Source organism: Streptomyces sp. RK62, assembly GCF_018070255.1.
Taxonomy (GTDB): Bacteria; Actinomycetota; Actinomycetes; order Streptomycetales; family Streptomycetaceae; genus Streptomyces; species Streptomyces nigra.
Genome location: NZ_JAGPYD010000009.1, coordinates 175634 through 201727 on the forward strand (window position 1 = coordinate 175634; position 26094 = coordinate 201727).

The 26094-nt window shown below is 72.3% G+C and carries 21 protein-coding genes and 1 pseudogene; 6 read left to right on the forward strand and 16 right to left on the reverse strand.

All coding sequences use genetic code 11. The features are described 5' to 3' along the window. Window positions 1-4 precede the first annotated feature (4 nt). Window positions 5-343: pseudogene (locus KBY32_RS18960) on the reverse strand (MFS transporter); the annotation flags it as partial. 94 nt (window positions 344-437) lie between these two features. After that, window positions 438-1847: a hypothetical protein gene (locus KBY32_RS35450; RefSeq protein WP_247689674.1), complete on the reverse strand. Its 1410-nt coding sequence runs from the start codon at window positions 1845-1847 to the stop codon at window positions 438-440. A 213-nt stretch (window positions 1848-2060) separates the two neighbouring features. Here KBY32_RS35450 and KBY32_RS18980 point away from each other — a divergent pair, with 213 nt between their 5' ends. After that, on the forward strand, window positions 2061-3200 hold the full coding sequence (locus KBY32_RS18980; protein WP_210980892.1) for a winged helix DNA-binding domain-containing protein: 1140 nt from the start codon (window positions 2061-2063) through the stop codon (window positions 3198-3200). 126 nt (window positions 3201-3326) lie between these two features. On the opposite strand, the gene KBY32_RS18985 is transcribed toward KBY32_RS18980, so the two are convergent. From KBY32_RS18985 to KBY32_RS19015, 7 genes are all read right to left on the reverse strand, one after another. After that, window positions 3327-4109: an enoyl-CoA hydratase/isomerase family protein gene (locus KBY32_RS18985; protein ID WP_210980893.1), complete on the reverse strand. Its 783-nt coding sequence runs from the start codon at window positions 4107-4109 to the stop codon at window positions 3327-3329. After that, on the reverse strand, window positions 4106-5356 hold the full coding sequence (locus tag KBY32_RS18990) for a cytochrome P450 (protein WP_308293754.1): 1251 nt from the start codon (window positions 5354-5356) through the stop codon (window positions 4106-4108). The genes KBY32_RS18985 and KBY32_RS18990 overlap by 4 nt, the downstream gene beginning before the upstream one ends. Before the next feature lie 93 nt (window positions 5357-5449). After that, window positions 5450-6817 (reverse strand): cytochrome P450, encoded by a 1368-nt coding sequence (locus tag KBY32_RS18995; protein ID WP_210980895.1) that lies wholly within the window; start codon window positions 6815-6817, stop codon window positions 5450-5452. Between the two features lie 9 nt (window positions 6818-6826). Beyond that, the gene (locus KBY32_RS19000; protein WP_055619499.1) at window positions 6827-7387 is read right to left on the reverse strand and encodes an ATP/GTP-binding protein; all 561 of its coding nucleotides are present in this window, start codon (window positions 7385-7387) and stop codon (window positions 6827-6829) included. 3 nt (window positions 7388-7390) lie between these two features. Continuing rightward, window positions 7391-7777, reverse strand: coding sequence for a DUF742 domain-containing protein (locus KBY32_RS19005; RefSeq protein ID WP_055619498.1), 387 nt, complete (start codon window positions 7775-7777; stop codon window positions 7391-7393). Next, complete coding sequence (locus KBY32_RS19010; RefSeq protein WP_210980896.1) at window positions 7770-8618, reverse strand: roadblock/LC7 domain-containing protein; 849 nt, start codon at window positions 8616-8618, stop codon at window positions 7770-7772. The genes KBY32_RS19005 and KBY32_RS19010 overlap by 8 nt, the downstream gene beginning before the upstream one ends. Then, on the reverse strand, window positions 8615-9754 hold the full coding sequence (locus KBY32_RS19015; RefSeq protein WP_055619497.1) for an ATP-binding protein: 1140 nt from the start codon (window positions 9752-9754) through the stop codon (window positions 8615-8617). Before KBY32_RS19015 ends, KBY32_RS19010 begins: the two co-directional genes overlap by 4 nt. Before the next feature lie 774 nt (window positions 9755-10528). Here KBY32_RS19015 and KBY32_RS19020 point away from each other — a divergent pair. Continuing rightward, on the forward strand, window positions 10529-12382 hold the full coding sequence (locus tag KBY32_RS19020; protein ID WP_210980897.1) for a hypothetical protein: 1854 nt from the start codon (window positions 10529-10531) through the stop codon (window positions 12380-12382). 15 nt (window positions 12383-12397) lie between these two features. Further along, window positions 12398-12829 (forward strand): hypothetical protein, encoded by a 432-nt coding sequence (locus KBY32_RS19025; protein ID WP_115504654.1) that lies wholly within the window; start codon window positions 12398-12400, stop codon window positions 12827-12829. Window positions 12830-12854: 25 nt separating this feature from the next. On the opposite strand, the gene KBY32_RS19030 is transcribed toward KBY32_RS19025, so the two are convergent. From KBY32_RS19030 to KBY32_RS19045, 4 genes are all read right to left on the reverse strand, one after another. Next, on the reverse strand, window positions 12855-13502 hold the full coding sequence (locus KBY32_RS19030) for a LysE family translocator (RefSeq protein WP_210980898.1): 648 nt from the start codon (window positions 13500-13502) through the stop codon (window positions 12855-12857). Window positions 13503-13654: 152 nt separating this feature from the next. Then, window positions 13655-14440: a trypsin-like serine protease gene (locus tag KBY32_RS19035; RefSeq protein ID WP_210980899.1), complete on the reverse strand. Its 786-nt coding sequence runs from the start codon at window positions 14438-14440 to the stop codon at window positions 13655-13657. 356 nt (window positions 14441-14796) lie between these two features. After that, window positions 14797-17622, reverse strand: a complete 2826-nt coding sequence (locus tag KBY32_RS19040) for an AAA family ATPase (protein ID WP_210980900.1) — start codon at window positions 17620-17622, stop codon at window positions 14797-14799. A gap of 235 nt (window positions 17623-17857) precedes the next feature. Further along, entirely contained in the window at window positions 17858-18682 is an 825-nt protein-coding gene (locus tag KBY32_RS19045) for a response regulator transcription factor (RefSeq protein ID WP_374224969.1), read from the reverse strand. 129 nt (window positions 18683-18811) lie between these two features. Here KBY32_RS19045 and KBY32_RS19050 point away from each other — a divergent pair, with 129 nt between their 5' ends. Together KBY32_RS19050 and KBY32_RS19055 are read left to right on the forward strand one after the other, a co-directional pair. Further along, window positions 18812-20482, forward strand: coding sequence for an AMP-binding protein (locus tag KBY32_RS19050; protein WP_210980901.1), 1671 nt, complete (start codon window positions 18812-18814; stop codon window positions 20480-20482). Continuing rightward, a complete protein-coding gene (locus tag KBY32_RS19055; protein WP_210980902.1) occupies window positions 20479-22062 on the forward strand; it encodes an AMP-binding protein in 1584 nt (527 codons plus the stop codon). The genes KBY32_RS19050 and KBY32_RS19055 overlap by 4 nt, the downstream gene beginning before the upstream one ends. Here KBY32_RS19055 and KBY32_RS19060 read toward each other — a convergent pair. Together KBY32_RS19060 and KBY32_RS19065 are read right to left on the reverse strand one after the other, a co-directional pair. Then, window positions 22059-22568 carry a GNAT family N-acetyltransferase gene (locus KBY32_RS19060; protein ID WP_210980903.1) on the reverse strand — a complete coding sequence of 170 codons (510 nt, stop codon included), beginning with the start codon at window positions 22566-22568 and terminating at the stop codon, window positions 22059-22061. The genes KBY32_RS19055 and KBY32_RS19060 overlap by 4 nt on opposite strands. 42 nt (window positions 22569-22610) lie before the next feature. Then, window positions 22611-23288 carry a hypothetical protein gene (locus KBY32_RS19065; RefSeq protein WP_247689675.1) on the reverse strand — a complete coding sequence of 226 codons (678 nt, stop codon included), beginning with the start codon at window positions 23286-23288 and terminating at the stop codon, window positions 22611-22613. 229 nt (window positions 23289-23517) lie between these two features. Here KBY32_RS19065 and gcl point away from each other — a divergent pair, with 229 nt between their 5' ends. Beyond that, window positions 23518-25302 (forward strand): glyoxylate carboligase, encoded by a 1785-nt coding sequence (gcl, locus tag KBY32_RS19070; protein ID WP_055619486.1) that lies wholly within the window; start codon window positions 23518-23520, stop codon window positions 25300-25302. A gap of 269 nt (window positions 25303-25571) precedes the next feature. On the opposite strand, the gene KBY32_RS19075 is transcribed toward gcl, so the two are convergent. Further along, a complete protein-coding gene (locus KBY32_RS19075) occupies window positions 25572-25814 on the reverse strand; it encodes a hypothetical protein (protein ID WP_055619485.1) in 243 nt (80 codons plus the stop codon). Between the last annotated feature and the right edge of the window lie 280 nt (window positions 25815-26094).

The following is a 26094-nucleotide window of genomic DNA, read 5'->3' on the forward strand; positions in this document are numbered from 1 at the left end:
GTGCTCAGGGGCGGTCCGCCACCGGGGTGCCGCGCACCCCGGCCACCGCGACGAGCGCGCCGACCACACACAGCGTCCCGGCGACCAGCACGGACGTGTGCACGCCGTTCATGAACGCCGCCCGGCTGCCCTCGGCGACCGCCGCCCGCAGCTGCTCCGGCATGTCGGCGGTGACCGGGGCGACCCCCATGGCCACCGCGTCCTTCGCCCCGCCCATGCCCTCGGCCGCCGCCGCGGGCACCCCGGCCGAGGTCAGCTCACCGGTCAGGGTGGCCCCGACCCGGCTGCCGAGCAGCGACACCAGCACCGAGGTGCCGAGGGCGCCGCCGATCTGCAGGGCGGTCAAAGGAGGTTTTCCGGGTGCCACTGGGTGCCGGACACGGGACGGCCGGGCCCGGAGATCCGGACCCGGCCGCTGTCAGCCACGGCTCAGGACATCAGTCGCCGTGACCCTCGTGTCCGCCGTGCCCCTTGTCCTCATGCCCGGAGTGCTTGCCCTTACTGGGCTTCGCGGGCTTGGAGGGGTGATCGGGCTTGGACGGGTGCGCCGGCTTGCTGGGGTGATCCGGCTTGACGGGCTTGCTGGGGTGGGCGGGCTTGGAGGGGTGGTCCGGCTTCACGGGCTTGCTCGGGTACGCCGGCTTCGAAGGGTGCTCCGGCTTCGCGGGCTTGCTCGGGTACGCCGGCTTGGCGGGGTGGTCGGGCTTCGCCGGGTGCGCGGGCTTGGCGGGCTTCGCCGGGTAGGCAGGCTTGGAGGGCTGCTCCGGCTTGGCGGGCTTGCTCGGGTACGCGGGCTTGGAGGGCTGCTCGGGCTTCGCCGGCTTCGCCGGGTAGGCAGGCTTGGCCGGCTTGCTCGGGTGTGCGGGCTTCGCCGGGTAGTCAGGCTTCGCGGGCTTGGCGGGGTACGCCGGCTTCGCGGGCAGCTCGGGCTTGGCGGGCTTGCTCGGGTAGTCCGGCTTGGCGGGCTTCGCCGGGTAAGCGGGCTTGGAGGGCTGCTCCGGCTTCGCGGGCTTCGCTGGGTACGCGGGCTTGCTGGGGTACTCGGGCTTGGCGGGCTTCGCCGGATAGGCGGGCTTGGCCGGGTAGTCCGGCTTCGCGGGCTTGCTCGGGTACTCGGGCTTCGCAGGCTTGGCGGGGTACGCCGGCTTCGCCGGGTAGGCGGGCTTCGCGGGCGTAGCCGGATGCGCGGGCTTGGCGGGGTACTCAGGCTTGGCGGGCTTGGCCGGGTACGCGGGCTTGGACGGCTGCTCAGGCTTGGCAGGCTTCGCGGGGTAGGCGGGCTTCGCGGGCGTAGCCGGATGCGCAGGCTTGGCCGGGTACTCAGGCTTCACCGGCTTGGCCGGATACGCGGGCTTCTCCGGCGTGACCGGGTGCGCGGGCTTCTCCGGGTGAACCGGCTTGGCGGGGTGCGCCGGATACTCGGGCTTGACCGGCGTAACCGGCGTGACCGGCTTCGCCGGATGCGCGGGCTTGTCCGGATGGACAGGGCGCTCGGGCTTGCCCGGGTACTGCGGCTTGTCCGGGTGAACGGGGTACTCCGGCTTCGCCGGGTGCACCGGCTGCTCCGGTTGCTCGGGCTTGGCCGGGTGCCCCGGCTGCTCGGGCTTGGCGGGGTGCACCGGCTGGTCCGGCTTGCCCGGGTACTGCGGCCGGCCCGGCTCCGCCGGGTGATCCGGCTTCACCGGGTGTGCGGGCTGCGGCCCGTGGGCCGGCGCGGGCGTGGCCGCGTGCGGCGCGTCGTGGTCATCGGCATGGGCGGCACCCGTACCGCCCAGGGCGGCTGCGGCGAGCGCGGCTGCCATGGCGGCGGGCGCCAGGACGGATCGCCATCTCGGCGGTGTCCTCATCTTCCACTCTCCTCGACTGTGTTCAGGGCCTCGTGACGGCGGGTCAGCACCAAGCCGGATAGTGGAATGAATAGGAAATCGGCTGATATGAATAACGCCGAGGCGGTCAAAGGCCACCGAATGACGTAGCCCGGCACCGCCACTCGGCCCGGCCCGCCCCGAGCCTCCGCACTAGGACACGATCTGTCCTCGATCCTCCATACCCTGCGGAGCATGACGAAGCGGCGGACCTCCACCACGACGAAGGCGGCGACGACGATGAGCGGCACGGACCCGGTTCTGAGCCCCCGCGCCCTCAACCGCGCCACGCTGGCACGGCAGTTGCTGCTGCGCCGCTCCCCGCTGTCCGTCCCGGAGGCGGTCACGCACCTGGTCGGCCTCCAGGGGCAGGAGGTGAAGCCGCCGTACTACGCGCTCGCCGCCCGCCTCGACGGGTTCACCCCCGAGGCGCTGTCGGAACCGCTCGGCGACCGGTCGCTGGTCCGCATGGTCACCATGCGCTCCACGATCCACCTGCACACCGCCGCCGACGGCCTGACGCTGCGTCCGCTCGTGCAGCCCGCCCGCGAGCGTGAGATCGGCTACTTCCGCAAGGGCCTGGTCGGAGTCGACCTGGACCGGCTCGCCACGCTCGCCCGTGACCTCGTCGAGGACGAGCCCCGCACGATGAAGCAGCTGCGCGAGGCATTGAGCGCCGAGTGGCCGGACGCCGACCCGCAGTCGCTGGCCGTGGCCGCCCGCTGCCGGCTCCCGCTGGTCCAGATCACCCCGCGCGGCCAGTGGGGCCGCAGCGCCCAGGTGTCGCTGACGACGATCGAGCACTGGCTGGGGCGCCCTGCCGAGCCCGCCGCCTCCGCCGACGACACCGTCCTGCGCTATCTGGCCGCCTTCGGGCCGGCGTCCGTGAAGGACCTGCAGACCTGGGCGGGCCTCACCCGGATGCGCCCCGTCTTCGAGCGGCTGCGGCCCCGGCTGGCCACCTTCCGGGACGAGAACGGCGTCGAGCTGTTCGACCTGCCCGACGCCCCGCGCCCCGACCCGGACACCCCGGCGCCGCCGCGCCTGCTGCCCGAGTTCGACAACCTGCTGCTCTCCCACGCCGACCGGACCCGGGTCATCCCGCCCGCGAACCGCGGCCGCACCTGGCAGGCGAACACCTTCTACTGCCCGCTCCTGGTCGACGGCTTCCTCGCCGGGGTGTGGCGGATCATCGGCGACGCCCTCGTCATCGAGCCGTTCACCGACCTGAGCCGGGCCGAGCGTAAGGAGGTGACCGAGGAGGCCGAGCGCGTCCTCGGCGTACTGCACGCGCAGGAGTCGTACGACGTCCGCTTCGGGACCGTCATCGCCTGACACACACGCGCGCCCCCGGTCAGGCCCCCGGGACGGAGGGGCAGGACCGGGGTGCGGGTCCGGCTATGGTCTTTCGTTTGGATCAGGCCAGACCCCGCGAGGCCGGCATGATCCAAACGAGAGGCCCTAGGGGCGCGCGGCGGGGGCGGTCAGCCGTGCCGTGAGCAGGTGCGAGTCGAGCAGGGACACATCGGCGGTGCGGTCGGCGCGGGCGTAGCCGGCCAGCATCCGCTTGGTCAGGACGAGTGCCTCCGGCTGTCTGCGCAGGAGCGGGTTCACCCAGGAACGGACGACCTGGTCCAGCGATTCGGCGGGGGAGGTCCGGTGCACGAGGCCGAGCCGCTCGGCGGTGGCCGCGTCGAACAGCTCGCACGTGAGCATCAGTTCACGGATACGGGCGGCCCCGGCCTCGGCGACGAGACGGCCCATGGCCCCGCCCCAGGCGGGCGGCAGGCCCAGCCCCACTTCGGGCATACGGAACCGGGTGGTGTCGGCGGCGGCGCGCAGATCGCAGTAGGAGGCGAGGGCCAGTCCCGCGCCGACGACCTTGCCGTGCAGCCGGGCGACGGTGACGACGTGGGTGGTCTCCAGCGCCTGGCAGAGCCGGTGCGCCTTGTCCGCGACGCGCCGCAGCTCACCGCCGCTCGGATCGCCGGCCAGCGCCGCCTGGTACTCCGTACGGTCGGCGCCCAGACAGAAGTCCGTGCCGTCGGACGACAGGACGAGGACGCGGAGGTCGGGCCGTTCGTGCAGGCCGTCGAGGATGGCGAGGAGGTCGTCCAGGGCGGCGACACCGAGCGTGTCGTCGCCCTGCTCGGGATTGAGGCGTACGCGCAGGACCGGGCCGTCCTCGTCGACGGCCACGGCCTTGAGCGCGCGGGGGGTGAGGGGAGCGGGGGTGTCGGTCATGCGAGGGCGACGTCCAGGTTCGACAGGCGCCTGAAGGCCACCCGGGGCTCCCATGTGGGGCGCTGGGCGAGCGTGAGGCGGGGAAGACGGCTGATCATGTGGTGGAGCAGGGTCTGGGCCTCCAGCCGGGCCAGGGGGGCGCCGAGGCAGTAGTGGATGCCGTTGCTGAAGGCCAGGTGGTCGGAGCGGGCCCGCTCGGGGTCGAAGCGGTCCGGGTCGGGGTGGCGGGCCGGATCGCGGTGCGCCGCGCCGACCATCAGGTGGACCATGTCGTCCTTCGCGACCTCGACGTCCCCGACAACGGTGTCGTGGGCCGCGACGCGACTGATCACATGGGTGGGCGGGTCGTGGCGCAGCGTCTCCTCGACGAAGGCGGGCACCAGGGTGGGGTCGGCGGCGAGCAGGTCCCAGCGCAGCGGTTGTTCCAGCAACCGCAGGGCCATGGTCGACAGTAAGGTCGACGTGGTCTCCAGCGCCGCCAGCAGCACGAAGAGCGCGAGGAAGTACACGGACTCGTCGGCCCGCTCCCGGTCGGGTTCCAGGGTGTCGAAGGTGTGGATCCACAGGGACACGGGGTCGTCGCCGGGCTGCTCGCGGCGTCGGCGGACCAGGTCCATGAAGTACGCGCGCAGTTCGGCCGTCGCCGCGTCGGAGCGGGCCAACTGGCTGGCCGTCGGCAGGAGTTCCTGCGTGAAGACCTGCTCGTGGGTGAGTTCGCGCAGCCGGGGCCAGTCGGCCGCGGGCACGCCGAGCCAGTCGCCGATCGTGGCGACGGGCAGTTCCTCGCTCACGGTGGCGACGAAGTCGGCGGCGCCGTCGCGCAGTTGCTCGGTGAGGGACAGCAGGAGGCGGTCGGTGGTCCGGCCGACCGTGCGTCCGATCCGCTCCAGGGTCTTGCGGCCGAACGTTCCTGCTGCCCTGCGTATTCGGGTGTGCTCGGGCGGGTTGAGCGCGGGCAGCGTGTTGCTCATCTCCTGCGAGGAGGGAGCGTTCCAGCGGGTGCCCGCGCCCTGCTGGTCCCGCCAGCGCTTGTCCGGTTCGAGCCAGTCACGCGAGCGCAGGATCTGGTCGCACAGGTCGAAACCCGTGACGAGCACATTGCCCCAAGGGGCGGGTGTGACAGGGCCCATGGCCCTGAGCCGGGCGTAGTAGGGGAAAGGATCGGCCTGCCCCTCCGCCGTCCGAAGACGGGCGAAGAGGCTGACGGTCGAACGACGGTCGTGCGACGGGCGAGCGTCCACCACCACGATGGCGGCTCCTTCCTGGGAGATCAGCCGCCATACGTACCCATGCGGTGATTGAAGCATCCACTTGTGGAGGTCAGGTGACGGTTACCTTCGTCACTCGCCACCCAGCCAGGCCCGGAAACGCGAGAACAGGCCACGCGGGTGGGCGGGTTGGGCGGTTGGCTGGGAATGAGCGGTCCCGGCGTGCTGCGGGACGGAGACGGTGGGCTGAGGCGCGGCCGGGCGAGCGGATTCGGCCGGGGCCGGACCGGCCGGACGCGGCGTGAACCGGACCGGCAGGGACGCCAGCGAACGGCTCCACGGCCCCTCACCCCACTGCAGGTCCTTGAACGGGACGCGCGTCTCCAAGTCCGGCAGCCCGTTCAGCAGGCACTCCACCGCGCTCACCGCGATCATGAACGCCGGGTCCTTCGCGGGGCACGCGTGCGGACCGGCGCCGAAGGCGAGATGGGCCTTGGCACTGAGCTGCTCGCGGTGCTGCGCCAGCTTCGGATCGGTGTTCGCGGCCGCGAAGGAGATCAGGACGGGGTCGCCCGCCCGGAGGATCCTGCCGCCCAACTGGACGTCGTGGGTGGGGTAGTGGCCCGCGTAGTTGGCGATCGGCGCGAAGTTCCACAGGGTCTGCGCGACCGCGTCCTCGACAGGGAGCGCGGCCTGCGCGTCCTCGCTCAGATACAGGGCCGTGCTGGTGGCGATCGCGGCGGCCAGCGGGGCCGTACCGCCGGACAGCAGTGTGACGAGCTGGTGCAGGACCTCCTCGTCGGTCAGCCGGGCCTGATGCTGCATCAGCTGAGTCGTCAGGTCGTCGCCGGGCCTCCGGTGCTTGAGAGCGATCAGCTCGGCGAGCGCCGTCCCCAGGACCTCGTCGGCCCCCTGCGTGCCCTGGAAGATGCCGCTGATGCCCGCGATGACCCGGTCGCCCAGCTCGGGCGGGCAGCCGAACAGCTCGCTGAAGACCAGCAGCGGCAGCGGCATCGCGTACGCGGACATCAGCTCGGCCTGCCCGAACGAGTCCCCGCTGAACTGGCTGATCAGATAGTCCGCCGACTGCTGCACCTTGCGGCGCAGATGCAGCTCGTTGACGGTGGCGAGGCTGTCGACGACCGCCTGCCGCAGCCGCGCGTGCGCGGCACCGTCGCTGAACAGGGCGTTCGGGCGGTAGCCCATCATGGGCAGCGCCGGGCTGTCCGCCGGCACCCGCCCCTCGTTCAGGGCGTTCCAGCGCCGCGAGTCACGGACGAACGACGCCGGGTTCTGCAGGATGTACAGCGCGGCGTCGTAGCTGGTGACCAGCTCGACCTCGACGCCCGGCGCGATGTCGACCGGCGCGCTGGGGCCGAGGGTGCGCAGATGGCCGTACGTGGCCTCGGGGTCGGCGGCGAACTCGGGACCGTACAGCTGCGCGTTGCCGTGCGCGGGGCACCCGGCGGGTATGCCCCGTGAGGCGTGGGGTTGTTGCATGGCGAGCTCCTAGTCGAGCAGGGACATGAGGTGCTGCACGAGGGCGATCAGGGCCTGGAGCGCGGACTTCTGGTCGCGTACGTCGCAGGCCACGACCGGGGTGTCCGGGTGCAGGTTCAGCGCCTCGCGGACTTCGTCGAGGGGGTACGTGGTCGCCCCCTCGAAGTGGTTCACGCCGACGGCGTAGGTCAGGCCGAAGCGCTCGACCAGGTCCAGGACCGGGAAGGACTCGTCCAGCCGCTGCGGGTCGACGATGAGGAGCGCGCCGAGCGCTCCGCGGGACAGCTCCTCCCACATCTCCTTGAAACGCTCCTGACCGGGCGTTCCGAAGACGTAGAGGACCAGCTCGTCGCTGAGCGTGAGCCGGCCGAAGTCCATGGCGACGGTGGTGGTCGTCTTGTCGGGTGTGCGCGACAGGTCGTCGTAGCCCACACTCGCCTCGGTGATCTCCTCCTCGGTCTGCAGGGGCTCGATCTCGGAGATGTTGCCGATGTAGGTGGTCTTTCCGACTCCGAAGGGCCCTACGACGAGGACTTTCACCGAGCGCACGTCGTCTGCGTCCAGGTACACGGGTTACGCTCCGATGTTCTTCAGGCCTTCGAGGACGGCACTGAGCAGTTCTCTGTCTTTGTTGTCGGCCCGCGGGGCGGGCTTTCTGACGAGGACGAGACCGCTCTCCTCCAGCTGTGCCAGGAGGATGCGCACGATGCCGAGCGGCAGGTGCGTGCGGCCGGCGATCTCGGCCACGGCCAGCATGCGGTTGGCGACCAGATCCATGATCGCCTGCTCCTCCGGCGCGAGGGTGCGGGCCGTGGCGGCGGTGTCCATGTGCGCGGTCACCAGGGCGGTGCGCTCGTACTGCTGGTCCGGCGGCAGAGCCCGGCCGTTGGTGATCACGAAGAACGGCACTAACGCGGAGGTCAGTTCCACTTCCGGATCGGAATCGTGTGCGTCAGACATCGCTCGGCGCCTCCTGTCGCGGTATGCGCTCCTCGGTCAGCCGGGGAACCACCTCGCCCAGACGCGTGGTGAACTCCTCGATGTCGGTGTCGTGTTCGGCCGCGGCGGCCAGCAGCCGGCCGTGGTCACCGGCGATCAGGAAGATCCAGCCGTGCTGGAACTCGATGACGGTCTGCCGCCACTCCGCGCCGGCCTGGACGCCGGCGAACTGGGACGTGACCCGGCTGTAGGCGTGGATGCCCATCATGGCGGCGGAGATGGTGTCGACCAGGTCCCGGTCGATCCCGCTGGTCGCCCCCAGGGGCAGGCCCTCCGCGCCCAGCAGCACCGCGTGCCGCGCCCCGTGCACCCCGGAGATCACCTCGTCGAGGTCGGCGAGGACCGTGCCGGTCCGTCCGCCCTGCTCCGACCCGTTGGAGGCGTCCGCCCCGTGCAGGGACGGTTCCTCGGCGTCGACCCGCGGCGGGGTCGTCAGATTGTTGCCCAGCCGCGCGACCAGCCGGTGCATCCGGAAGGAGATCTGCTGGATGTCGACGTCGAGTTCCGCTGCGGCGGCCAGATAGGCCCCCTGACCGGCCCCGATGAGGAAGATCCACCCGTGCGAGAACTCGATGATCGTCTGGTGCCACTGCGGGTCCTGCACCGGTTCGATGAAACGGGCCGCGGCACGGCTCAGTGCCTGCATGCCCGCCATGGCGGCCGAGATGGTCCTCAGGTCGTCGTCGACGAGACCCTGGGTGGCCCCCCGCGAGATGCCGTCCGCGGAGAGCAAGACGGCGTGCCGTGCCTTGGGCACATTGGTCACGATGTCTTCGAGCATCCACGACAGGTCGGTGGTCATGCGTCTTGGGGCCCTTCAGTGGCTGCGGAATCGAACGTGCGGCCCGAGATGGTGCCTCGTTGCAGGGCGCCCAGAGCACCCCGGCTGCGTCCGGAGACGCGTCCGGTGTCCTGGGCCGTCCGGGACGGCTGCCGCTGGTCCTCGGGAGCGGCCGCCCGGGACACGCGCTTGGGCAGACCGTGCACGGTGCGCGGCCGGCTCGGCGCGGACTGCTCGTCCCGCACGATGCTCACCGGCGCCGGAGCCTCCTCGACGGGGGCCGGCTGCTCCTCCGTCCACAGCTCCTCGGGCAGCAGCACCACGGCGCGGACACCGCCGTACCGGGAGATGCCCGTGACGTCGACCCGGAAGCCGTACTGGCGGGCGAGCAGGCCGATCAGGGGGAAGCCGAACTTCGGCTGGTTGCCCAGCTGGGAGAGGCGCGGGACGAAGTCGCCGGACAGCAGGGCGGTGGCCCGCTGCCGCTCCTCGTCGTTCATGCCGACACCGGCGTCGTCGATGACGATGCACAGGTTCTTCTGGATCCGCTGGAACGTCACCTCGATGGGAGCGTCCTGCTGGGAGAAGCTGGCAGCGTTGTCGAGCAGCTCCGCCACCGCGAGCGCGACCGGCGAGACGGCCGACGCCTTCAGCGCGAAACCGGTCTGCTGCATGATCTCGACCCGGCGGAAGTTGCGGATCTGCCCCTGCGCGTTGCGCACCACGTCGTACACGCTGCCCGGCCGGTTGCGGCGGCCGGCCGGCGCGCCGCACAGCACGGCGATGCCCTGCGCCTTGCGCTGCATCTGCGCGTTGGCATGCGTCACTTCGAGAAGCTCGGCGAGCACGGGGTGGTTGCCGTACTTGCCCTGGATGCCCTCCAGGACGGTCATCTGCTCGGCGGCGAGGCTCTGCAGGAAGCGGGCGGAGCCCTTGAGGACCGCCTTCGTGCTGTCCTCGGCGGCCTCCTCGGCCTGCCGGATGGTGGTGTCGAACTGGTGCTTGTACCGGGCCAGTTCGGCCTGCACCGAGGTGAGGTGGCCCTGCGCGGTGGCGAGTTCGGTCTTCAGCGCCTGCTCGGCCTGCTGCTTTCTCCTCCCCAGGGCTCTGTTGCGGACGACGAGTGCCACGATCGCTGCGACGGCTATCGCCGTCATCGCAACCAGGCACCACGCAAGCGCGTCTCGAGACATGGAAACCTTTCCCGGCGCATGAAATGCGGACGTAGACGGATAACTCCCCCGCGAGTACGCACCCACGACAAACCATGCCGCCTACCCGAGCTCTGTGGCTGCTGAGCGTGCGGACCTCAAGTCAACGCTTGAAGTAAGTGGATCAAGGTCGCAGATGCGGGGATGCTATCACCGGCGCGACAACCCTCGAAGAGCGTGCCACCGTTCCTCCGCAAGGCCAACACGCCTTCTGTGGACGGAAGTTGCCTGCTGTTCAGCGAGGCTGGTTCATCGGTGGTGGAGTACGCCGGCCGGCCGGGATGTGACGGTCCGACAGCGCGGTTCCTTCCGGGGCCGTCGGCTCGCCCGCCCTGCGGGCCGGGTGCACGGGTCCACAGCGACTCCTTCGCGATGGGGTCCTGGAGGCGACTGTCCCCCCGCGCGCGGCATGACGCCGCGTCAGTCTGCCGAAAGTACGATGATCGTAACAGGTTTCACGCTGTGTGTGTGCCCGGGCACAGCCGCCGGGCCGACCTCATAGGAACCTCACACCACGGCGTGCGCGCCGACGGCGGAGGGGGCGCATCGGGAGGGGCGGACAGGGCGGCCGGCACGCCGCGCGCCCCCGGCATGCCGTCGCACCACAGACCGTCCGGCGGACGTTCCCCGAAGGGACCGTCGCCCGCGCGCGGCGCTGCTAGCTTCGCGCCGACGGAGCGTACGGGGGACACCGTGCGGGGACACGGGGGGAGCGGTGTCATGCCCGAAGGAACGCGGGACGACGAGGAGTTCGGGCGGTCCGACGACCCGGCCGAGGACGCGGCGGAACACCTGGCGGCGGCACTCGGCACACCGGCGTGGGCACGGGCCAGGGACGGGGTGCTCTGTCTGCTGCCCCAGGACGAACCCGGGATGGACGAGCGGGTCGAGGCCTGGGCCGCCGAGGCCGCACTCCGTGAAGGGGAGGAACTGACCGGCTTCCTCACCGAGTCGCTGCCCACCTGGCGGGAACGGATCCAGGCCGTCCTGGCCGACGACCCCGAACGCGCCGCCGAGGCACGCCGGTTCGCGGACTCCGTACGGTCGCTGCTGCCGCCGCCGGACGGCACCGCCACCCAGGTCGCCGTGGCGACCGGGCACGGCACGGTCAACGCCGTGACGAACGGCAACATCTACTACCAGGTCGTCCTCGGCCTCGCCCCGCGGCCGCGCCGCACGACCGGCCTGGGTACCGCCGTCGGCATCGCGGGGGCCGGGGCCGGGGTGTCGGTCGCGGGTGGTGTTCTCGCCGCCGACCACCTGGCCTCCGAGGCCGTGAAGGAGACCGCCGCCGGGCCTGCGCCGGGCGGGCCGCTCGCGGACCCGGCGCAGGCGGTTGGCACGGCGGCACAGACGGCCGGCTCCGCCTCCCACGCCGGGGTGTTCGCGAAGGCCGCGGCCGCCGTCGCCAAGACCGTGGGCCTCGGCGGCGCGGGTGCCGCGGGCGTCAGCGTGCCGGTGGTGGTGTCCGTGGTCACGGTCGCCGTGGTCGTGACCACCACCGTGACGGTGGTGGTGCGTACCGAGCAGAACAAGGCGTCGTGCGACGCCGCCGTCGGGGACCGCACGGCCGCCACGGTCCTGGAGGAGGCGGCCGAGCGGGTGGAGCGCACGAGCTTCCGATACGACGTCACGCGCGGCCGGCAGCATGTCGCCGGGGCAGCGGACCCGCACGCCCGCACGGCCTGGTTCCGCCAGGGCCTCACCGGTGGTCCGGTCACCGCCGGCACGATCGACCGGGGCAAGGTCGTCCTGCCGGCCGCTACGACCACACCGTCCGGCCTCGATCCCCGCTGGGTGCGGGCCGACGGGGCCTTCCTCGACGCGGTCGACCCGGCGGGCCCGGCCCGCGACCTGCGTGCGGTGGCCCAGGCGCGGCGGCGCGGCTGCTCGTTCGAGGGCACGCTGACGGGTGGAGCGGCCCCGGCGGGGCCCGGCGACTCGGGCGGGACCAACACGTCTGCGGGGACTGCGGGGTCTGCCGCCTTTCGGGGGCGGGGCCCGGTGGCGGGCAGGGTGGTAACGGTGGCCGGCACCTCCGGCCCGGCGGCGAAGACCCCCGGACCCACTGATCCCACGAGCTCACCCGCCACCACCGGCTCACCCGTGAAGTTCCGCGCGCGGATCGACGAGCGGGGCCGGCTGGTCCGGCTCTCCACCGAGGCGTCCGGCGACCGGCCGTCCGTCACGGCCCGCTACTGGGACTTCGGTCTGCGGGTCACGCCGTCCGCCCCGCCGTCCGACGGCGCTCCCTCACCGGAGGAGAAGGCCACCCTGACGGGCGCCTGGACCGGCACCTGGGGCACGGGCTTCGGCACCGGCGGTTTCACGGCCGACCTCACCCAGGACGGCAATCGCCTGTCCGGGGACCTCGAGGTGCACGGGGTGCCGTGCGCCCTGGACGGCACCGTGACCGGGACGCTCGACGGCGACCGCATCACCTTCGGCAGCGTGGCCACCTCGGAGGCGATCTCGTTCACCGGACGCGTCGACGGCGACACCATGCGCGGCACCTTCAAGACCGACTGCTACGACGCCTCCGGTCCCTGGACCGCGCGGCGCTCCGGCTCCTGAGCGAAAGGCACCCCCTTGATCCCCGACTGGCTGACCACCCTCGCCGCGGCGGGCTCCGCCGCCCTGGTCAACGCGGCCTCCACGGACGTATGGCAGACCGCGCGCGAGCGCTTCCTCCGGCTCCTCGGACGCGGCGACCCCGCGCGTACCGAGACGGCGGCCCGGCGGCTGGACGCCCTGCGGCGCAGCGCCGAGGAGCCGGGCAACGAGCGCGCGCTGGCCGAGGCCCGCAGCGCCTGGCGGCAACGTCTGAGCGACCTGCTGGAGGAGCACCCCGAGGCCGCCGCTGAACTGCGGTCCGCCATCGCCGAACTCCCGCCGCCCCGGGCCGCCCGGGTCCCGTCGGTCGCGCAGGAGAACCACGCCTCGGGTCACGGCACGGTGAACGCGGTGGTCAACGGCGACCAGACGAACATCCGCACAGCACCGGAGGCCGGCGGCGGCTGAACCGGGAGTCCGGGCCGCCCGGCGGTCAGTCGGCGCGGCCCGTCACCGCCACCGTCACACCCAGGCCGATCATCGTGCAGCCGCCCGCGCCGCCTATCAGGGACAGACGGCGGTCGGAGCGGGCGAACCAGGTGCGGGCCGCCGAGGCGGTCAGGCCCCACAGGGTGTCGGTGACCAGGCCGATGGTGATGGGGACGAGGCCCAACAGCAGCATCTGCAGCGGCACATGACCGGCCGAGTGGTCCACGAACTGGGGGAGCACGGCGGCGAAGAACACCACGCCTTTGGGGTTGGTGACGCCGACGAGCGCGCCGTCCAGGAGGGTGCGCAGATCGCCGCGCGCCGGCTCCCGCGGCCGGGTGTGGATCGTGGACGCCTTCAGCTCCTTGCGGTGCCGGAACGCCTGCACGCCCAGCCAGACCAGATAGGCGGCACCGGCCAGCTTCACCGTGAGGTAGACGGTCACGGAGCGCTCGACGAGGGAGCCGATCCCGACCGCGACGGCGACCACCAGCAGATACGAGCCGACGACATTGCCGAGCGCGGTCGCCACGGCCGTACGGCGTCCGTGCGCCAGGGCGCGGCCGATGACGAACAGGACGCTGGGGCCCGGAATCACGATCACCAGCAGCGACATCACCGCGAACGCCAGCATCCGGTCGGTGGACACCATGACCTCACCCCCACATCCCTGTCAGTGGCTCATTCAAACAGGAGCCACTGACAACGGACAGGCCCGTGAAGGGCCGGAAGCGGGGGAATGGACAGGGGGCGTTGGGGGCCCCACGTGGAGGCCCCCAAAGCCCCCAGGTCTTCGGGTCCCGGCTAGGACCGGACCTGGTCGGTCACCTCCGCCGAGAACGTGGTCAACCGGGTGTAGACCCCCGGGTACCCCGCCTGGGCGCAGCCCTCGCCCCAGGACGTTATCCCTGCCAGGACGCCCCCGATGAGCAGGGGACCGCCGCTGTCGCCCTGGCAGGAGTCGACGCCGCCGGACGTCTTGCCGGCGCAGACCATGTCGGAGGCGACGAAGTCCGAGCCGTAGGAACCGGCGCAACTCGAGTCGGACACCGTGGGCACGGTGGCCGTACGCAACTGGTTGGAGGAGCTGCCGCCCGAGGACGTGGTGCCCCAGCCGAGGATGCGGGCGCTGGTGCCGGCCGCGTACACCCCCGTGTCCGAGGAGCCGACGTAGGAGGCGGTGGCGTACGGCATGGACGTCGACAGGGTCAGCACGGCCACGTCGTCACCGCGGGTGGCCGTGGTGTAGTCGGGGTGGACCCAGATGTCGCTGACCTTGGCGACCGTTCCGTCGCTGCCGTTCAGGTAGGTGCGTCCGCCGACGACCCGGACGCCGGACGGGGTCTCGCCGGCCATGCAGTGGGCGGCGGTGACGACCTTGGTGGGGGAGACCAGCGTCCCGCCGCAGAACTGGTTCTGCGAGGCGTCCGTGATCTGCATCATGAACGGGTACGCGGACGTGGTGGTCGTGGTTCCGCCGACGATGCGGGTATCGGCCTCAGCGGTGGGTGCGCTGAGCAGTGCGGCCGCCGCGGCGGCCACCGCCGCCGTGACGATGGCGGTCTTTCTGGGACGGGTGAGCCCGGACAAGGAGACTCCTCGGTGGGGGGATGAGCCGGTGGGGGGTCGCGCGGGCGGTAGGTCTCAGTGGGGCCGAGGGACCGACCCCGCGTGCCCGGCGAGCGGCACACCCACAAGGTAGGTCCCGGCTGATCCCCTGCCCAATGAGGGAACCCCCTAAGGGAGTTGGGCAGGGAAAACCCTCGGTCGTGCCGGGTAAACCAGGGCACGCCGACGCAATGGGGTGAACTCCGGCCGAACATACCCCCGAAGCCGAGTCGTACGACGCACGGGGGGGGGGCGGTCAGTGACGGTTCCGGGACGCCCCGCCCGGTCAGGCGCCCCGCCGGGGGCAGGGAGCCCAACAGGTCAGGGCGCCCGTCGGCTCAGGGCGCCCGGCGGCCCGCCGCCAGCCGGACGATGTCCACGCGGGAGCGGATGCCCAGCTTGCGGTACACCCGCGTCAGCGTCGCCTCCACGGTCTTGACGCTGATGAACAGGCGCGCGGCGATCTCCCGGTTCGTCGCGCCCTCCATGACCAGGCCCGCGACCTGACGCTCCATCGACGCCAGCCCGTCCAGTCCGTCCAGGCCCGCCGGGCCGCCCGGCGCCGGTGCCTGCGGGGGCACGGCCGCCGCGGTGCGCTCCGCCGCGGCCGCCTCGACCTGCCGCAGCCACGGCAGCGCCCGGCAGCGGCGGAACAGCCGGGCCGCCTCGTCGTACGCCGTCGGGCCCGCGTCGGGGCGCAGCCGGGCCAGCGCGAAGGCGGCGCGGGCCCCCTCCAGGCCGTACCCGAGGGCGGCGAGCCGGTCCTGAGCGGCCGTCAGCTGCGAGATCGCCGCCTTCCGGTCGCCCCGCGCCGCGCGCAGCAATGCCTCCGCCCGGTCCAGCACGGCCAGCACGCTGTCGCGGTCCAGCCGCAGCGCCTGCTCCCGGGTGACGTCGATGAGGTCCTGGGCCTCGGTCAGCTCACCGGTGCCGACCAGCGCCTCGGCGAGGTCCGCGTGCCAGCGACCGCGGGCCGGGTCCGTGATGCCGAGGCCCTGCTCCACCTCCCGCACCCGGCGCAGCGACCGCACCGCCGCCGGCAGATCGCCCGCCACCAGCTCGGCGTGCCCCAGGGCGGCCAGCGCGCGGGAGACGTACATCTGGTCGCCGTCCTCCTCGGCGTGCTCCACGGCCTCCTGGGCCAGGGTCAGCGCCCGGTCCACCTGTCCGCCCGCCGCCTCCGCGAGCGAGGTGAGGACCGCCGAGGCCACCTCGCCGATCCCGGTGTCACGGGCCAGCCGCAGGCTCTCGCGGGCCAGATCGAGGGCGCGTCCGCACTGACCGGAGTGCAGTTCGGTCTCGGCCACCCCGCGCAGGAAGTGCACCTCGCTCTCCACCCACCCGTGCCGGCGCACCTCGCGCAGCAGCCCGGTGACGGCCGCCCGGGCCTCCGGCAGCTGGTCGCTCATGATCAGCCAGCGGAAGCGGGAGTACCCGGCGCCGTTGTGGTGGCAGGCCACGCGCGGGTCCTGCGGCTCCTCCAGGGCGCGCTTGATGGTCGCGGGCGCGTCCGGGTGGCCCATGAGCGTCTCGATCTGGGCCTGGAAGGCGAGCGCCATCAGCTCGGTGTACCGGGCGCCGGCCCGGGCCGCGAGCTCGGCGGCGTACGCGGCCTCCTCGCGCGCCTCGTCGAAGTCGCCCTTGACCAGCACGGCCCGCCAGGTCAGCTGGTAGTGGACCAGCGCGAGCAGCCGTGGGTCGTCACCGGCGTCGGCCAGGGCCTGCGGGAAGATCGCGTCGACCTCCGACATGGCGTGGCCGGCGGTCTCGATCACCGCGATCCAGGCCCGCACCCGCTCGGCGGGCACCGAGGTGCGGGACAGCACCTCGCGGGCGATGTCCCGGGCGAGGTCCAGCTCGCCCGCCGTGATCGCGTCCTCGGTGGCCTGCAGCCGCAGGGCGTCCGGGCTCGGGTCGCCGTCCACCGGCGTGTGCCGGGCGGCGAGCAGGCAGAGCTGCGCGGCCACCGACGGCGCGCCCCGGTCGCGGGCCAGCGCGGCGGCCTCGGCCAGCCGGGCGGCGACCTCCGGGTCGGTGCCGTTGGTGGCGAGGGCGAGGTGCCGGGCGCGTTCGATCGGGTCGGAGGCGGCCGTGGACAGCGCGGAGTGGACGGCCCGGCGTTCCTGCGCGGGCGCCTCCGCGTACAGCGCGGCCGAGATCATGGGGTGCGCGAACCGTACGGCGGGCCCCTCCGGCTCGGTCGCGAGCAGGCCGAGCGCGGCGGCCTGGGCGGTCTCGGCCTCGGCGTTGGCCCTCCCGGCCGCGTGCAGCAGGGCGAGGGTGGGGCGGGCGCCCGCGCTGGCGACGAGGAGGGTGCGGCGGGCCTCCTCCGACAGCATCTCCAGCCGGTTCAGCACGAGGGCGCGCAGCGAGGTCGGTACGGGCAGCGGCTCGCCGGGGCGGGGCGCGGTCGCGTTCTCCGCGAGGGCCCGGCTCAGCTCCAGCGCGAACAGGGCGTTCCCGCCGCTGGTGCGGTGGATGTCCCGGACGGTGGAGCGGGGCAGGCCGGTGTAGCCGCGCCGGTCGAGCAGGACGGACATCTGGGCCCGGGACAGCGGGCCCAGCCGTATCGCGAGGGTGTCCGGCGGGGAGGCGCGCAGATGCCGGTCGTACTCCTCGCCCTCGGTGCGTACGGCCCACAGCATCCGCACCGGGGTCTCGCCGAGCCGGCGGGCCGCGAAGCCGAGAAGTTCGGCGCTGGCCGGATCCAGCCACTGGGCGTCGTCGGCGACGACGAGGACGGGCCCGGCGTCGGCCAGGGCGCGCAGCGCGGACAGGACGGCGAGCCGCAGGGCCAGGCCGTCGCGCTGGAGCGTGGACTCGCCGCGTCCGGTGAGGGCCGCCTCCAGGGCGGTGCGCTGGGCGGCGGGGAGCCGTTCGGACACCTCGTCGAGGACCAGGCCGAGGAGGTCGGCCAGGGCCAGGAAGGGGAGGTGGGATTCGGACTCGGTGGGGGAGCAGCGCAAGACGGTTCGTGCCTCTTGGCCGTATTCCGCGGCCAATGCCCGCAGGACGGTCGACTTACCAATTCCGGCCGGGCCGTGCAGCAGCACGCTGCCGCCGCGCCCGAGCTGCTCGCGGGCCGCCGTGAACAGCTCTGTGCGCCCGATGACCTGCTCGGAGCGGCAGCCGGCAGGCTCCTTGAAGTCCCGTCGCACGGTCACCGCTCCCCTCCGTGTGTCGTGTTCGGGCCAATATTAGGCAACAGTTCTTTGAATTTCGGAGCTGCGGGGAGGTGAGCCGAATAACAGCCGCGCCGCATAGAGAAATTCACAGCGTGGATGAATGAATGGTGGGTCGTCGGGACCGGCCCGTCCGGAGCCCCCGGAGCCCGCCGCGCGGGGCCCGGGCCGCCCCCGTCCGGGGCCGCCCGCCGCACCCACCGGTCCGTGTCCACGGCTACGGCAGCAGCCCCGCCCGGCGGGCCGCCACCACGGCCTCCCCGCGCGTGTGGGCACCCAGCTTGCGCATGGCCGACCGCAGATAGCCCTTGACCGTCTCGGCGCGCAGACCCAGCCGTCCGGCGGCCGCCGCGTTGGTGGCGCCCGCCGCGACACACGTCAGCACGTCCACCTCGCGGGGCGCCAGTTGCACGGCCCGCGGCCCGGATCCCACCGCCAGCAGACCGGCCGCGTCCAGCAGCTCGGCCCGCAGCGCCGGGTCCCCGATGCGCGGGGCCAGCGCCCGCAGCGCCGCGTGCGCCTCCCGGACCTGCTCCCAGGCGGCACCCCCCTCGGCCGGCGCCGGCCGGGGCTCGGCGGCCTCCAGCAGCCCCTGCACCTCGTCCCGCACCACCAGGGCCTGCTCCACGTCCCGTGCCGCGTCCACCGCGGCCGTCAGCGTGCGGTCGCCCAGCGGCTGGGCGGTGCGCAGGGCGCCGTACAGGACTCCGCGCACCCGGCGCCGTACGACCACCGGGACCGCCACCACCGAGCACAGGCCCTCCGCGGCGACGGCGGCGTCGTACTCGTGGGTGATCTGCCGGGAGGCGGAGTAGTCGGTGACCGCGCAGGGGCGGGCCAGGGCGACGGCCTTGCCGCCCAGGCCGTTGCCCGCGGTGACCGCCAGCCGGCGCAGGGAGTCCGTGGCGGTGCCGTTCAGCTCGCTGATGCGCACGCGCGGGCGGCCCGGCTCGACGAGGCCGCCGAAGGCGACCGGGAGCCCGGTCGAGCGGCGCAGACGCACCAGCGCACGCCCGATCTCCACCGTCGCGGCCGCGTCCACCGTCACCTGTCCGCCCTTTCACCCGCTGCCTGCCGAGCGCACACCCCCGTTCGGGGGTAGTGAGACCCACGTCACGGATTACACGATGGCAGAGGGCCGCCCGGCAAGGTCCGGTAACCAGGAGGACAGATGATGACGGGGACGGAGCTGTTCCGCGGGGCGCGGGACTTCCTGCTCGAACACCGCGAGGACTACGCCACGGCGTACGAGGGTTTCACCTGGCCCCGGCCGGAGCGGTTCAACTGGGCGCTCGACTGGTTCGACGCCGTCGCGGCCGGCAACGACCGGGTCGCCCTGCACATCGTCGAGGAGGACGGAACCGAGGTCCGGCTGACGTTCGCCGAGATGGCCGAACGCTCGGCCCGCGTCGCGAACTGGCTGCGCGAGCGGGGCGTAGGCGCCGGGGACCGCGTCCTCGTCATGCTCGGCAACCAGGCCGAGCTGTGGGAGACCGCCCTCGCCGCGATGAAGCTGCGCGCCGTCGTCATCCCGGCGACCCCGCTGCTCGGCGCGGCCGATCTGCGGGACCGGGTGGACCGCGGACACGTCCGGCACGTCCTGGTCCGCTCCGAGGACACCGGCAAGTTCGACGACGTGCCCGGCGACTACACGCGGATCGCGGTCGGCGGGGCGCCTGACGGCTGGCTGACGTACGAGGACGCGTACGACGCCGCCGCCACGTTCACGCCCGACGGGCCGACCGGCGCCGACGACCCGCTGATGCTCTACTTCACCTCCGGCACCACCGCCCGCCCCAAGCTGGTCGAGCACACCCACACCTCGTACCCGATCGGGCATCTGGCCACCATGTACTGGATCGGGCTCAAGCCCGGCGACGTGCATCTCAACATCTCCTCGCCGGGCTGGGCCAAGCACGCCTGGTCCAATCTGTTCGCCCCGTGGAACGCCGAGGCGACCGTGTTCATCCACAACTACACGCGCTTCGACGCGGCCCGGCTGATGGCCGAGATGGACCGGGCCGGCGTCACCACGTTCTGCGCCCCGCCGACGGTGTGGCGCATGCTCATCCAGGCCGACCTGAGCGCGCTGCGCACCCCGCCCCGCGAGGTCGTCGCCGCGGGCGAGCCGCTGAACCCCGAGGTCATCGAACAGGTGCGGCGCGCCTGGGGGGTGACGATCCGGGACGGCTTCGGCCAGACCGAGACGGCCGTGCAGGTCTCCAACAGCCCCGGCCAGCCCCTGAAGACCGGCTCGATGGGCCGGCCCAGCCCCGGCTTCCGCGTCGAACTCCTCGACCCGGTCACGGGCGCACCCGGCGCCGACGAAGGGGAGATCGCCCTCGACCTCTCCGCCCGCCCGGTCGGGGTGATGACCGGCTACCACGGCGACGCCGAGCGTACGGCGGAGGCGATGGCGGGCGGCTACTACCGCACCGGCGACATCGGCTCCCGGGACGCCGACGGCTACATCACCTACGTGGGCCGGTCGGACGACGTCTTCAAGGCCAGCGACTACAAGATCAGTCCGTTCGAGCTGGAGAGCGCCCTGCTGGAGCACGAGGCCGTCGCCGAGGCGGCCGTCGTGCCCGCGCCGGACGAGCTGCGGCTCGCGGTGCCCAAGGCGTACATCGTGCTCGCCGAGGGCTGGGAGCCCGGGCCCGACACGGCGAAGGTGCTCTTCGAGCACGCGCGGCAGGTCCTGGCGCCGTACAAGCGGGTGCGGCGCCTGGAGTTCGGGACGCTGCCCAAGACCGTCTCCGGCAAGATCCGCCGGATCGAACTGCGCGAGGCCACCGCCGCGGGGTCGGACGCCGAGTACCGCGAGGAGGACTTCCGGTGAACTCGTACACCCACGGAACCGGCGACACGCCCCTGCTGGGCGACACGATCGGGGCGAACCTGGACCGGGCCGTCGCCGCCTGGCCGGACCGTGAGGCCCTGGTCGACGTGCCGTCGGGCCGGCGCTGGACGTACGCTCAATTCGCGGCCGCTGTGGACGAGTTGGCGTACGCACTGCTGGCGAGCGGTGTCGCCAAGGGCGACCGGGTGGGCGTCTGGGCCGTCAACTGCCCGGAGTGGGTGCTCGTCCAGTACGCGACCGCCCGTATCGGCGCCGTGATGGTGAACATCAACCCGGCCTACCGCACCCACGAGTTGGAGTACGTCCTCAACCAGGCCGGTGTCTCGCTGCTGTTCGCCTCGCTCCAGCACAAGACGAGCGACTACCGGGCGATGGTGGAGGAGGTGCGCGGCCGGTGTCCGGGGCTGCGCGAGACCGTCTACATCGGCGACCCGAGCTGGGACGCGCTGATCGCCCGCGGCACACCGGCCCCGTTCCCCGAGCTGTCCTGCGACGACGCCATCAACATCCAGTACACCTCGGGCACCACCGGCTTCCCCAAGGGGGCCACGCTCTCCCACCACAACATCCTGAACAACGGTTACTTCGTGGGGGAGTTGATCGCGTACAGCGAGCAGGACCGGGTGTGCATCCCGGTGCCCTTCTACCACTGCTTCGGCATGGTGATGGGCAATCTGGCCGCCACCTCGCACGGCGCCTGCATCGTCATCCCCGCCCCGTCCTTCGACCCGAAGGCCACCCTGGAGGCGGTCCAGCAGGAGCGCTGCACCTCGCTCTACGGCGTGCCGACGATGTTCATCGCCGAGCTGAACCTCCCCGACTTCGCCGCCTACGACCTCTCCACCCTGCGCACCGGCATCATGGCGGGCTCGCCGTGCCCGGTGGAGGTGATGAAGCGGGTGGTCGCGGAGATGCACATGGAGGAGGTCTCCATCTGCTACGGCATGACGGAGACCTCGCCGGTGTCCCTCCAGACCCGTATGGACGACGACCTGGAGCACCGCACCGGCACGGTGGGCCGCGTCCTGCCGCACATCGAGGTGAAGATCGTCGACCCGGCGACGGGCGTGACCGTTCCGCGCGGCACCTCGGGTGAACTCTGCACCCGCGGCTACAGCGTGATGCTCGGCTACTGGGACGAGCCGGAGAAGACCGCCGAGGCGATCGACCGCGGCCGCTGGATGCACACCGGCGACCTGGCGATGATGCGCGAGGACGGCTACGTGGAGATCGTCGGCCGCATCAAGGACATGATCATCCGGGGCGGCGAGAACATCTACCCGCGCGAGATCGAGGAGTTCCTCTACGCCCACCCCAAGATCGCGGACGTCCAGGTCGTCGGCGTCCCGCACGAACGGTACGGCGAGGAGGTGCTGGCCTGCGTGATCCCGCGCGACGCGGCCGACCCGCTCACCCTGGACGAACTGCGCGCCTTCTGCGACGGCCAGCTGGCGCACTACAAGATCCCGAGCCGCCTGACGATCCTGGACGCCTTCCCGATGACGGTGTCGGGCAAGGTCCGCAAGGTGGAACTACGCCGCAGGTACGCGACGGACTAGGCGATGTCCCGCCGCATACACACGCGCGGCCACCGATCGAGCCCCGACTCCGCCTCCCGGGCACGGATCGCCCGCAGCCCGGGAGTGAGTTCGCCCGCCGCCAGCACACGGAACCCCTGCCGCTCGTAGTACGGCGCGTTCCAAGGCACCTGCGCGAAGGTGGTCAACGTCAGCCCGCCCAGCCCCTCCTCCCGGGCCCGCTCCTGGGCATACGCGAGCAGGGCCCGCCCCACACCCCGACGAGCCGCACCGGGGTGCACCGACACCTGCTCGACATGCAGCGCCCCATCGACGGGTTCGGCCACCAGGTACCCCACGGGCCGATCCTCCGGGTCACACCCGACCCACGCCCACCCCGCCCGCCGATACCCCTCCAACACCTCCACGGACAACGGCTCGTCCTCGGCGACCTCCACCATCCCGACCTCCCGGAACAGCCCTCCGGCGGCCCGCTCGATCTCCTGCAGGACCCCGAGCTCACTGGCCAGAACGGAACGGATACGCATAGGGCGAGTGTCATGGTGAGAGAGGCGAGCCGCCAACGGATTTCAGCCCGCGCCCGTCGCGTCCAGTGTGTCTGCCTGGCTGTTGACCGGCTGGGGGGTGCCTGTCAGGTCTAGGACGAATAACGGGATGCCCAGGGAGTCGGCTCGGGATCGGGCGTCCGGGGTGTAGCCGGCCAGGGAGAAGTAGGCGCAGTGCGTCGACTCCGTCATGGCCGTCAGCCAGAGGCATTCCACGTCCCGGCGGGAGGCCGGGTCGACGGTCGGGTCGATCTGGGCGAGGAGGCCGTGGGCGGCGAGGCCTATGCCGGACGTCGGGCGCTGGTCGGCGCGGCGGATGTCCCGGTAGCCGAGCCAGCGCAGATAGACCGCCGCCGCGGTGACCGCGTCCCGGGCGGTGCGGATCGTCACGGGCTGGAAGGCGCGGCGGGGTGCGGGCGGCCGCTTGGGCTCGGGGGCGGTCGTGGACGCCAGGGGGACGCGCAGGACCGTGCCGCAGGGGCAGCCCAGTTCCGGGCGGGGCCACTCGCTCTCCCTGCCGCACGCCGCGCAATTCACGGTGACCCACTCGTCGTCCCAGGCCCGCTGGGTGACGGGGACGGCGGTCCCGGCCGGGTCGAGCTGGGGCGCGACGGGCGCCCCGCACGCGCACGGATAGACGGGTGCCTCGTAGTGGTGCTCGCTCCGGCAGGCCGGGCAGCGCACCGGCACGCTCTCGGACATGGCCCGCTCCAGGACGGTTCGCATCGGACAGCGCCCCATCGTCCTCCTGCCGGGGGCCGGTTGTCCCCCTCTTGACGGTCTCCACGGGTCCACTTACATTGCTTCCAGATAGTAGAAAGTAACTTCCGTCATGCGGAATTAGCGGCACGGCGGATCTACCTTGTCACGGAATTGCTCACCGCGGGGCGCGACGGGAGTGCGAATCCGACGGCCGAAGCAGGAGACCTCAATGGCTCGTATGACCGCTGCCCGCGCGGCAGTCGAGATCCTCAAGCGCGAGGGCGTCAGCGACGCGTTCGGTGTGCCCGGCGCGGCGATCAACCCCTTCTACGCGGCGCTCAAGGCGGCCGGCGGCGTCCGCCACACCCTCGCCCGCCATGTCGAGGGCGCCTCGCACATGGCCGAGGGCTACACCCGCGCGCACCCCGGCAACATCGGCGTCTGCATCGGCACGTCCGGCCCCGCCGGCACCGACATGATCACCGGTCTTTACTCCGCGACCGGCGACTCCATCCCGATCCTGTGCATCACCGGCCAGGCACCGACCGCCGTGATCCACAAGGAGGACTTCCAGGCCGTCGACATCGCCTCGATCGCCAAGCCGGTGACCAAGATGGCCGTCACCGTCCTGGAGGCGGCCCAGGTTCCGGGCGTCTTCCAGCAGGCGTTCCATCTGATGCGCTCCGGACGGCCCGGGCCCGTTCTCATCGACCTGCCGATCGACGTCCAGCTCACCGAGATCGAGTTCGACCCGGAGACGTACGAGCCGCTCCCCGTGTACAAGCCCGCCGCCAGTCGTGCGCAGATCGAGAAGGCCCTCGGGCTGCTGAACGCGTCCGAGCGGCCGCTGATCGTCGCCGGTGGCGGTGTCATCAACGCCGATGCCGCCGAACTCCTCGTGGAGTTCGCTGAATTGACCGGTACGCCCGTCGTACCGACGCTCATGGGCTGGGGCGTCCTCCCCGACGACCACGAGCTGAACGCCGGCATGGTCGGCCTGCAGACCTCGCACCGCTACGGCAACGCGACCTTCCTGGAGTCCGACTTCGTCCTCGGCATCGGCAACCGCTGGGCCAACCGCCACACCGGCAAGCTCGACGTCTACACGGCGGGCCGCACCTTCGTGCACGTCGACGTCGAGCCCACCCAGATCGGCCGGATCTTCGCCCCGGACTACGGCATCGCCTCCGACGCCAAGGCCGCCCTGGAGCTGTTCGTCGAGGTGGCGAAGGAGCTGAAGGCCGAGGGTCGGCTGCCCGACCGCTCCGCCTGGGCCGCCTCCGCCCAGGAGCGCAGGGCGACCCTCCAGCGTCGTACGCACTTCGACGACATCCCGATCAAGCCGCAGCGCGTCTACGAGGAGATGAACAGGGCGTTCGGCCCGGAGACCCGGTACGTCTCCACGATCGGCCTGTCACAGATCGCCGGCGCCCAGATGCTCCACGTCCACCGGCCCCGGCACTGGATCAACTGCGGCCAGGCGGGCCCGCTGGGCTGGACGATCCCGGCCGCGCTCGGCGTCGCCACGGCCGACCCGGACGCGCAGGTCGTCGCCCTGTCCGGCGACTACGACTTCCAGTTCATGATCGAGGAGCTCGCGGTCGGGGCGCAGCACCGGATCCCGTACGTCCATGTCCTGGTGAACAACTCCTACCTGGGCCTGATCCGTCAGGCGCAGCGGGCGTTCGGCATCGACTTCCAGGTCAACCTGGAGTTCGAGAACATCAACGCCCCCGAGCTGGGCGTCTACGGCGTCGACCACGTCAAGGTCGCCGAGGGCCTCGGCTGCAAGGCGATCCGGGTGACCGACCCGGCCGAGCTGGGCGCGGCCTTCGAGCAGGCCAAGAAGCTGGCGGCGGAGCACCAGGTGCCGGTGGTCGTGGAGGCGATCCTGGAGCGCGTCACCAACATCTCGATGTCGACCACCAACGACATCGGCGACGTGACCGAATTCGAGGAGATCGCGACCGAGCCGGGGCACGCGCCCACGTCGATCAGGCCGCTGAAGGTCTGATCCCACCACCCGGGGCCCTACGTCCCCCCCCAGCGACCGCGAAGGGCGGTCCGGCCTGCAGCCGGACCGCCCTCTCTGTGTGCCCCCGTTGTTCCCCCATACATACCCTGTGCTTTCCCCCGTCACGGGACCCGCTGCCCCCGTGCCGGCGGGCCCCGTGTGACGACAATCTGCCCTGCCCGGAGGGCTGTCGAAGCATGTTGAACGGAGTTCAGAGGTTGATTTGAGCATGACGTAGGCGTCCTACGCCGCCGGATGTACGCGCGCGCTCAACTCTCCTCGTGGTGCTCCGACAGCCCCGGCCAGTCGTCGGGGCCGCCGCCCTGCCACTCGATGAAGTCGCTCTCCGCCACGTCGGTGACATACAGGTCGGCGAGCCGCAGGATCTCGCTGACGTCGTCCTCGTGCGTGGCGATGCCCAGTGTCTCGTCGCCCGCCGTGACCCGCCGGGAGCCGTCCAGCCCGGGCGGGTGCACCACGACGTGCGGATGCTCCGTCGGTCGTGCCGTCATGCCTCCAGGCTGCTGCGAAAGCCCCCGCTCCGCACCCGGAAGAGCGCCACGGCGCCGGGTACGGACCTTTCCGTACCCGGCGCCGTGGCGCTCTTCGGTGGTGGCCGTCCGACGGCGCGAGGCTGGGCGCGACAGGACATTCGCGCCGCCGGACGGGGTCTCGGTCGTGTCTTGTCGATCAGGCCGGGACCGCGGCGGGAGCGACGGAGCCCGCGCCGTCTCCCCTCAGGTCGAAGGAGACGGCCGGGACCTTCACCACCGCACTGGCTCGCTCGCCGCC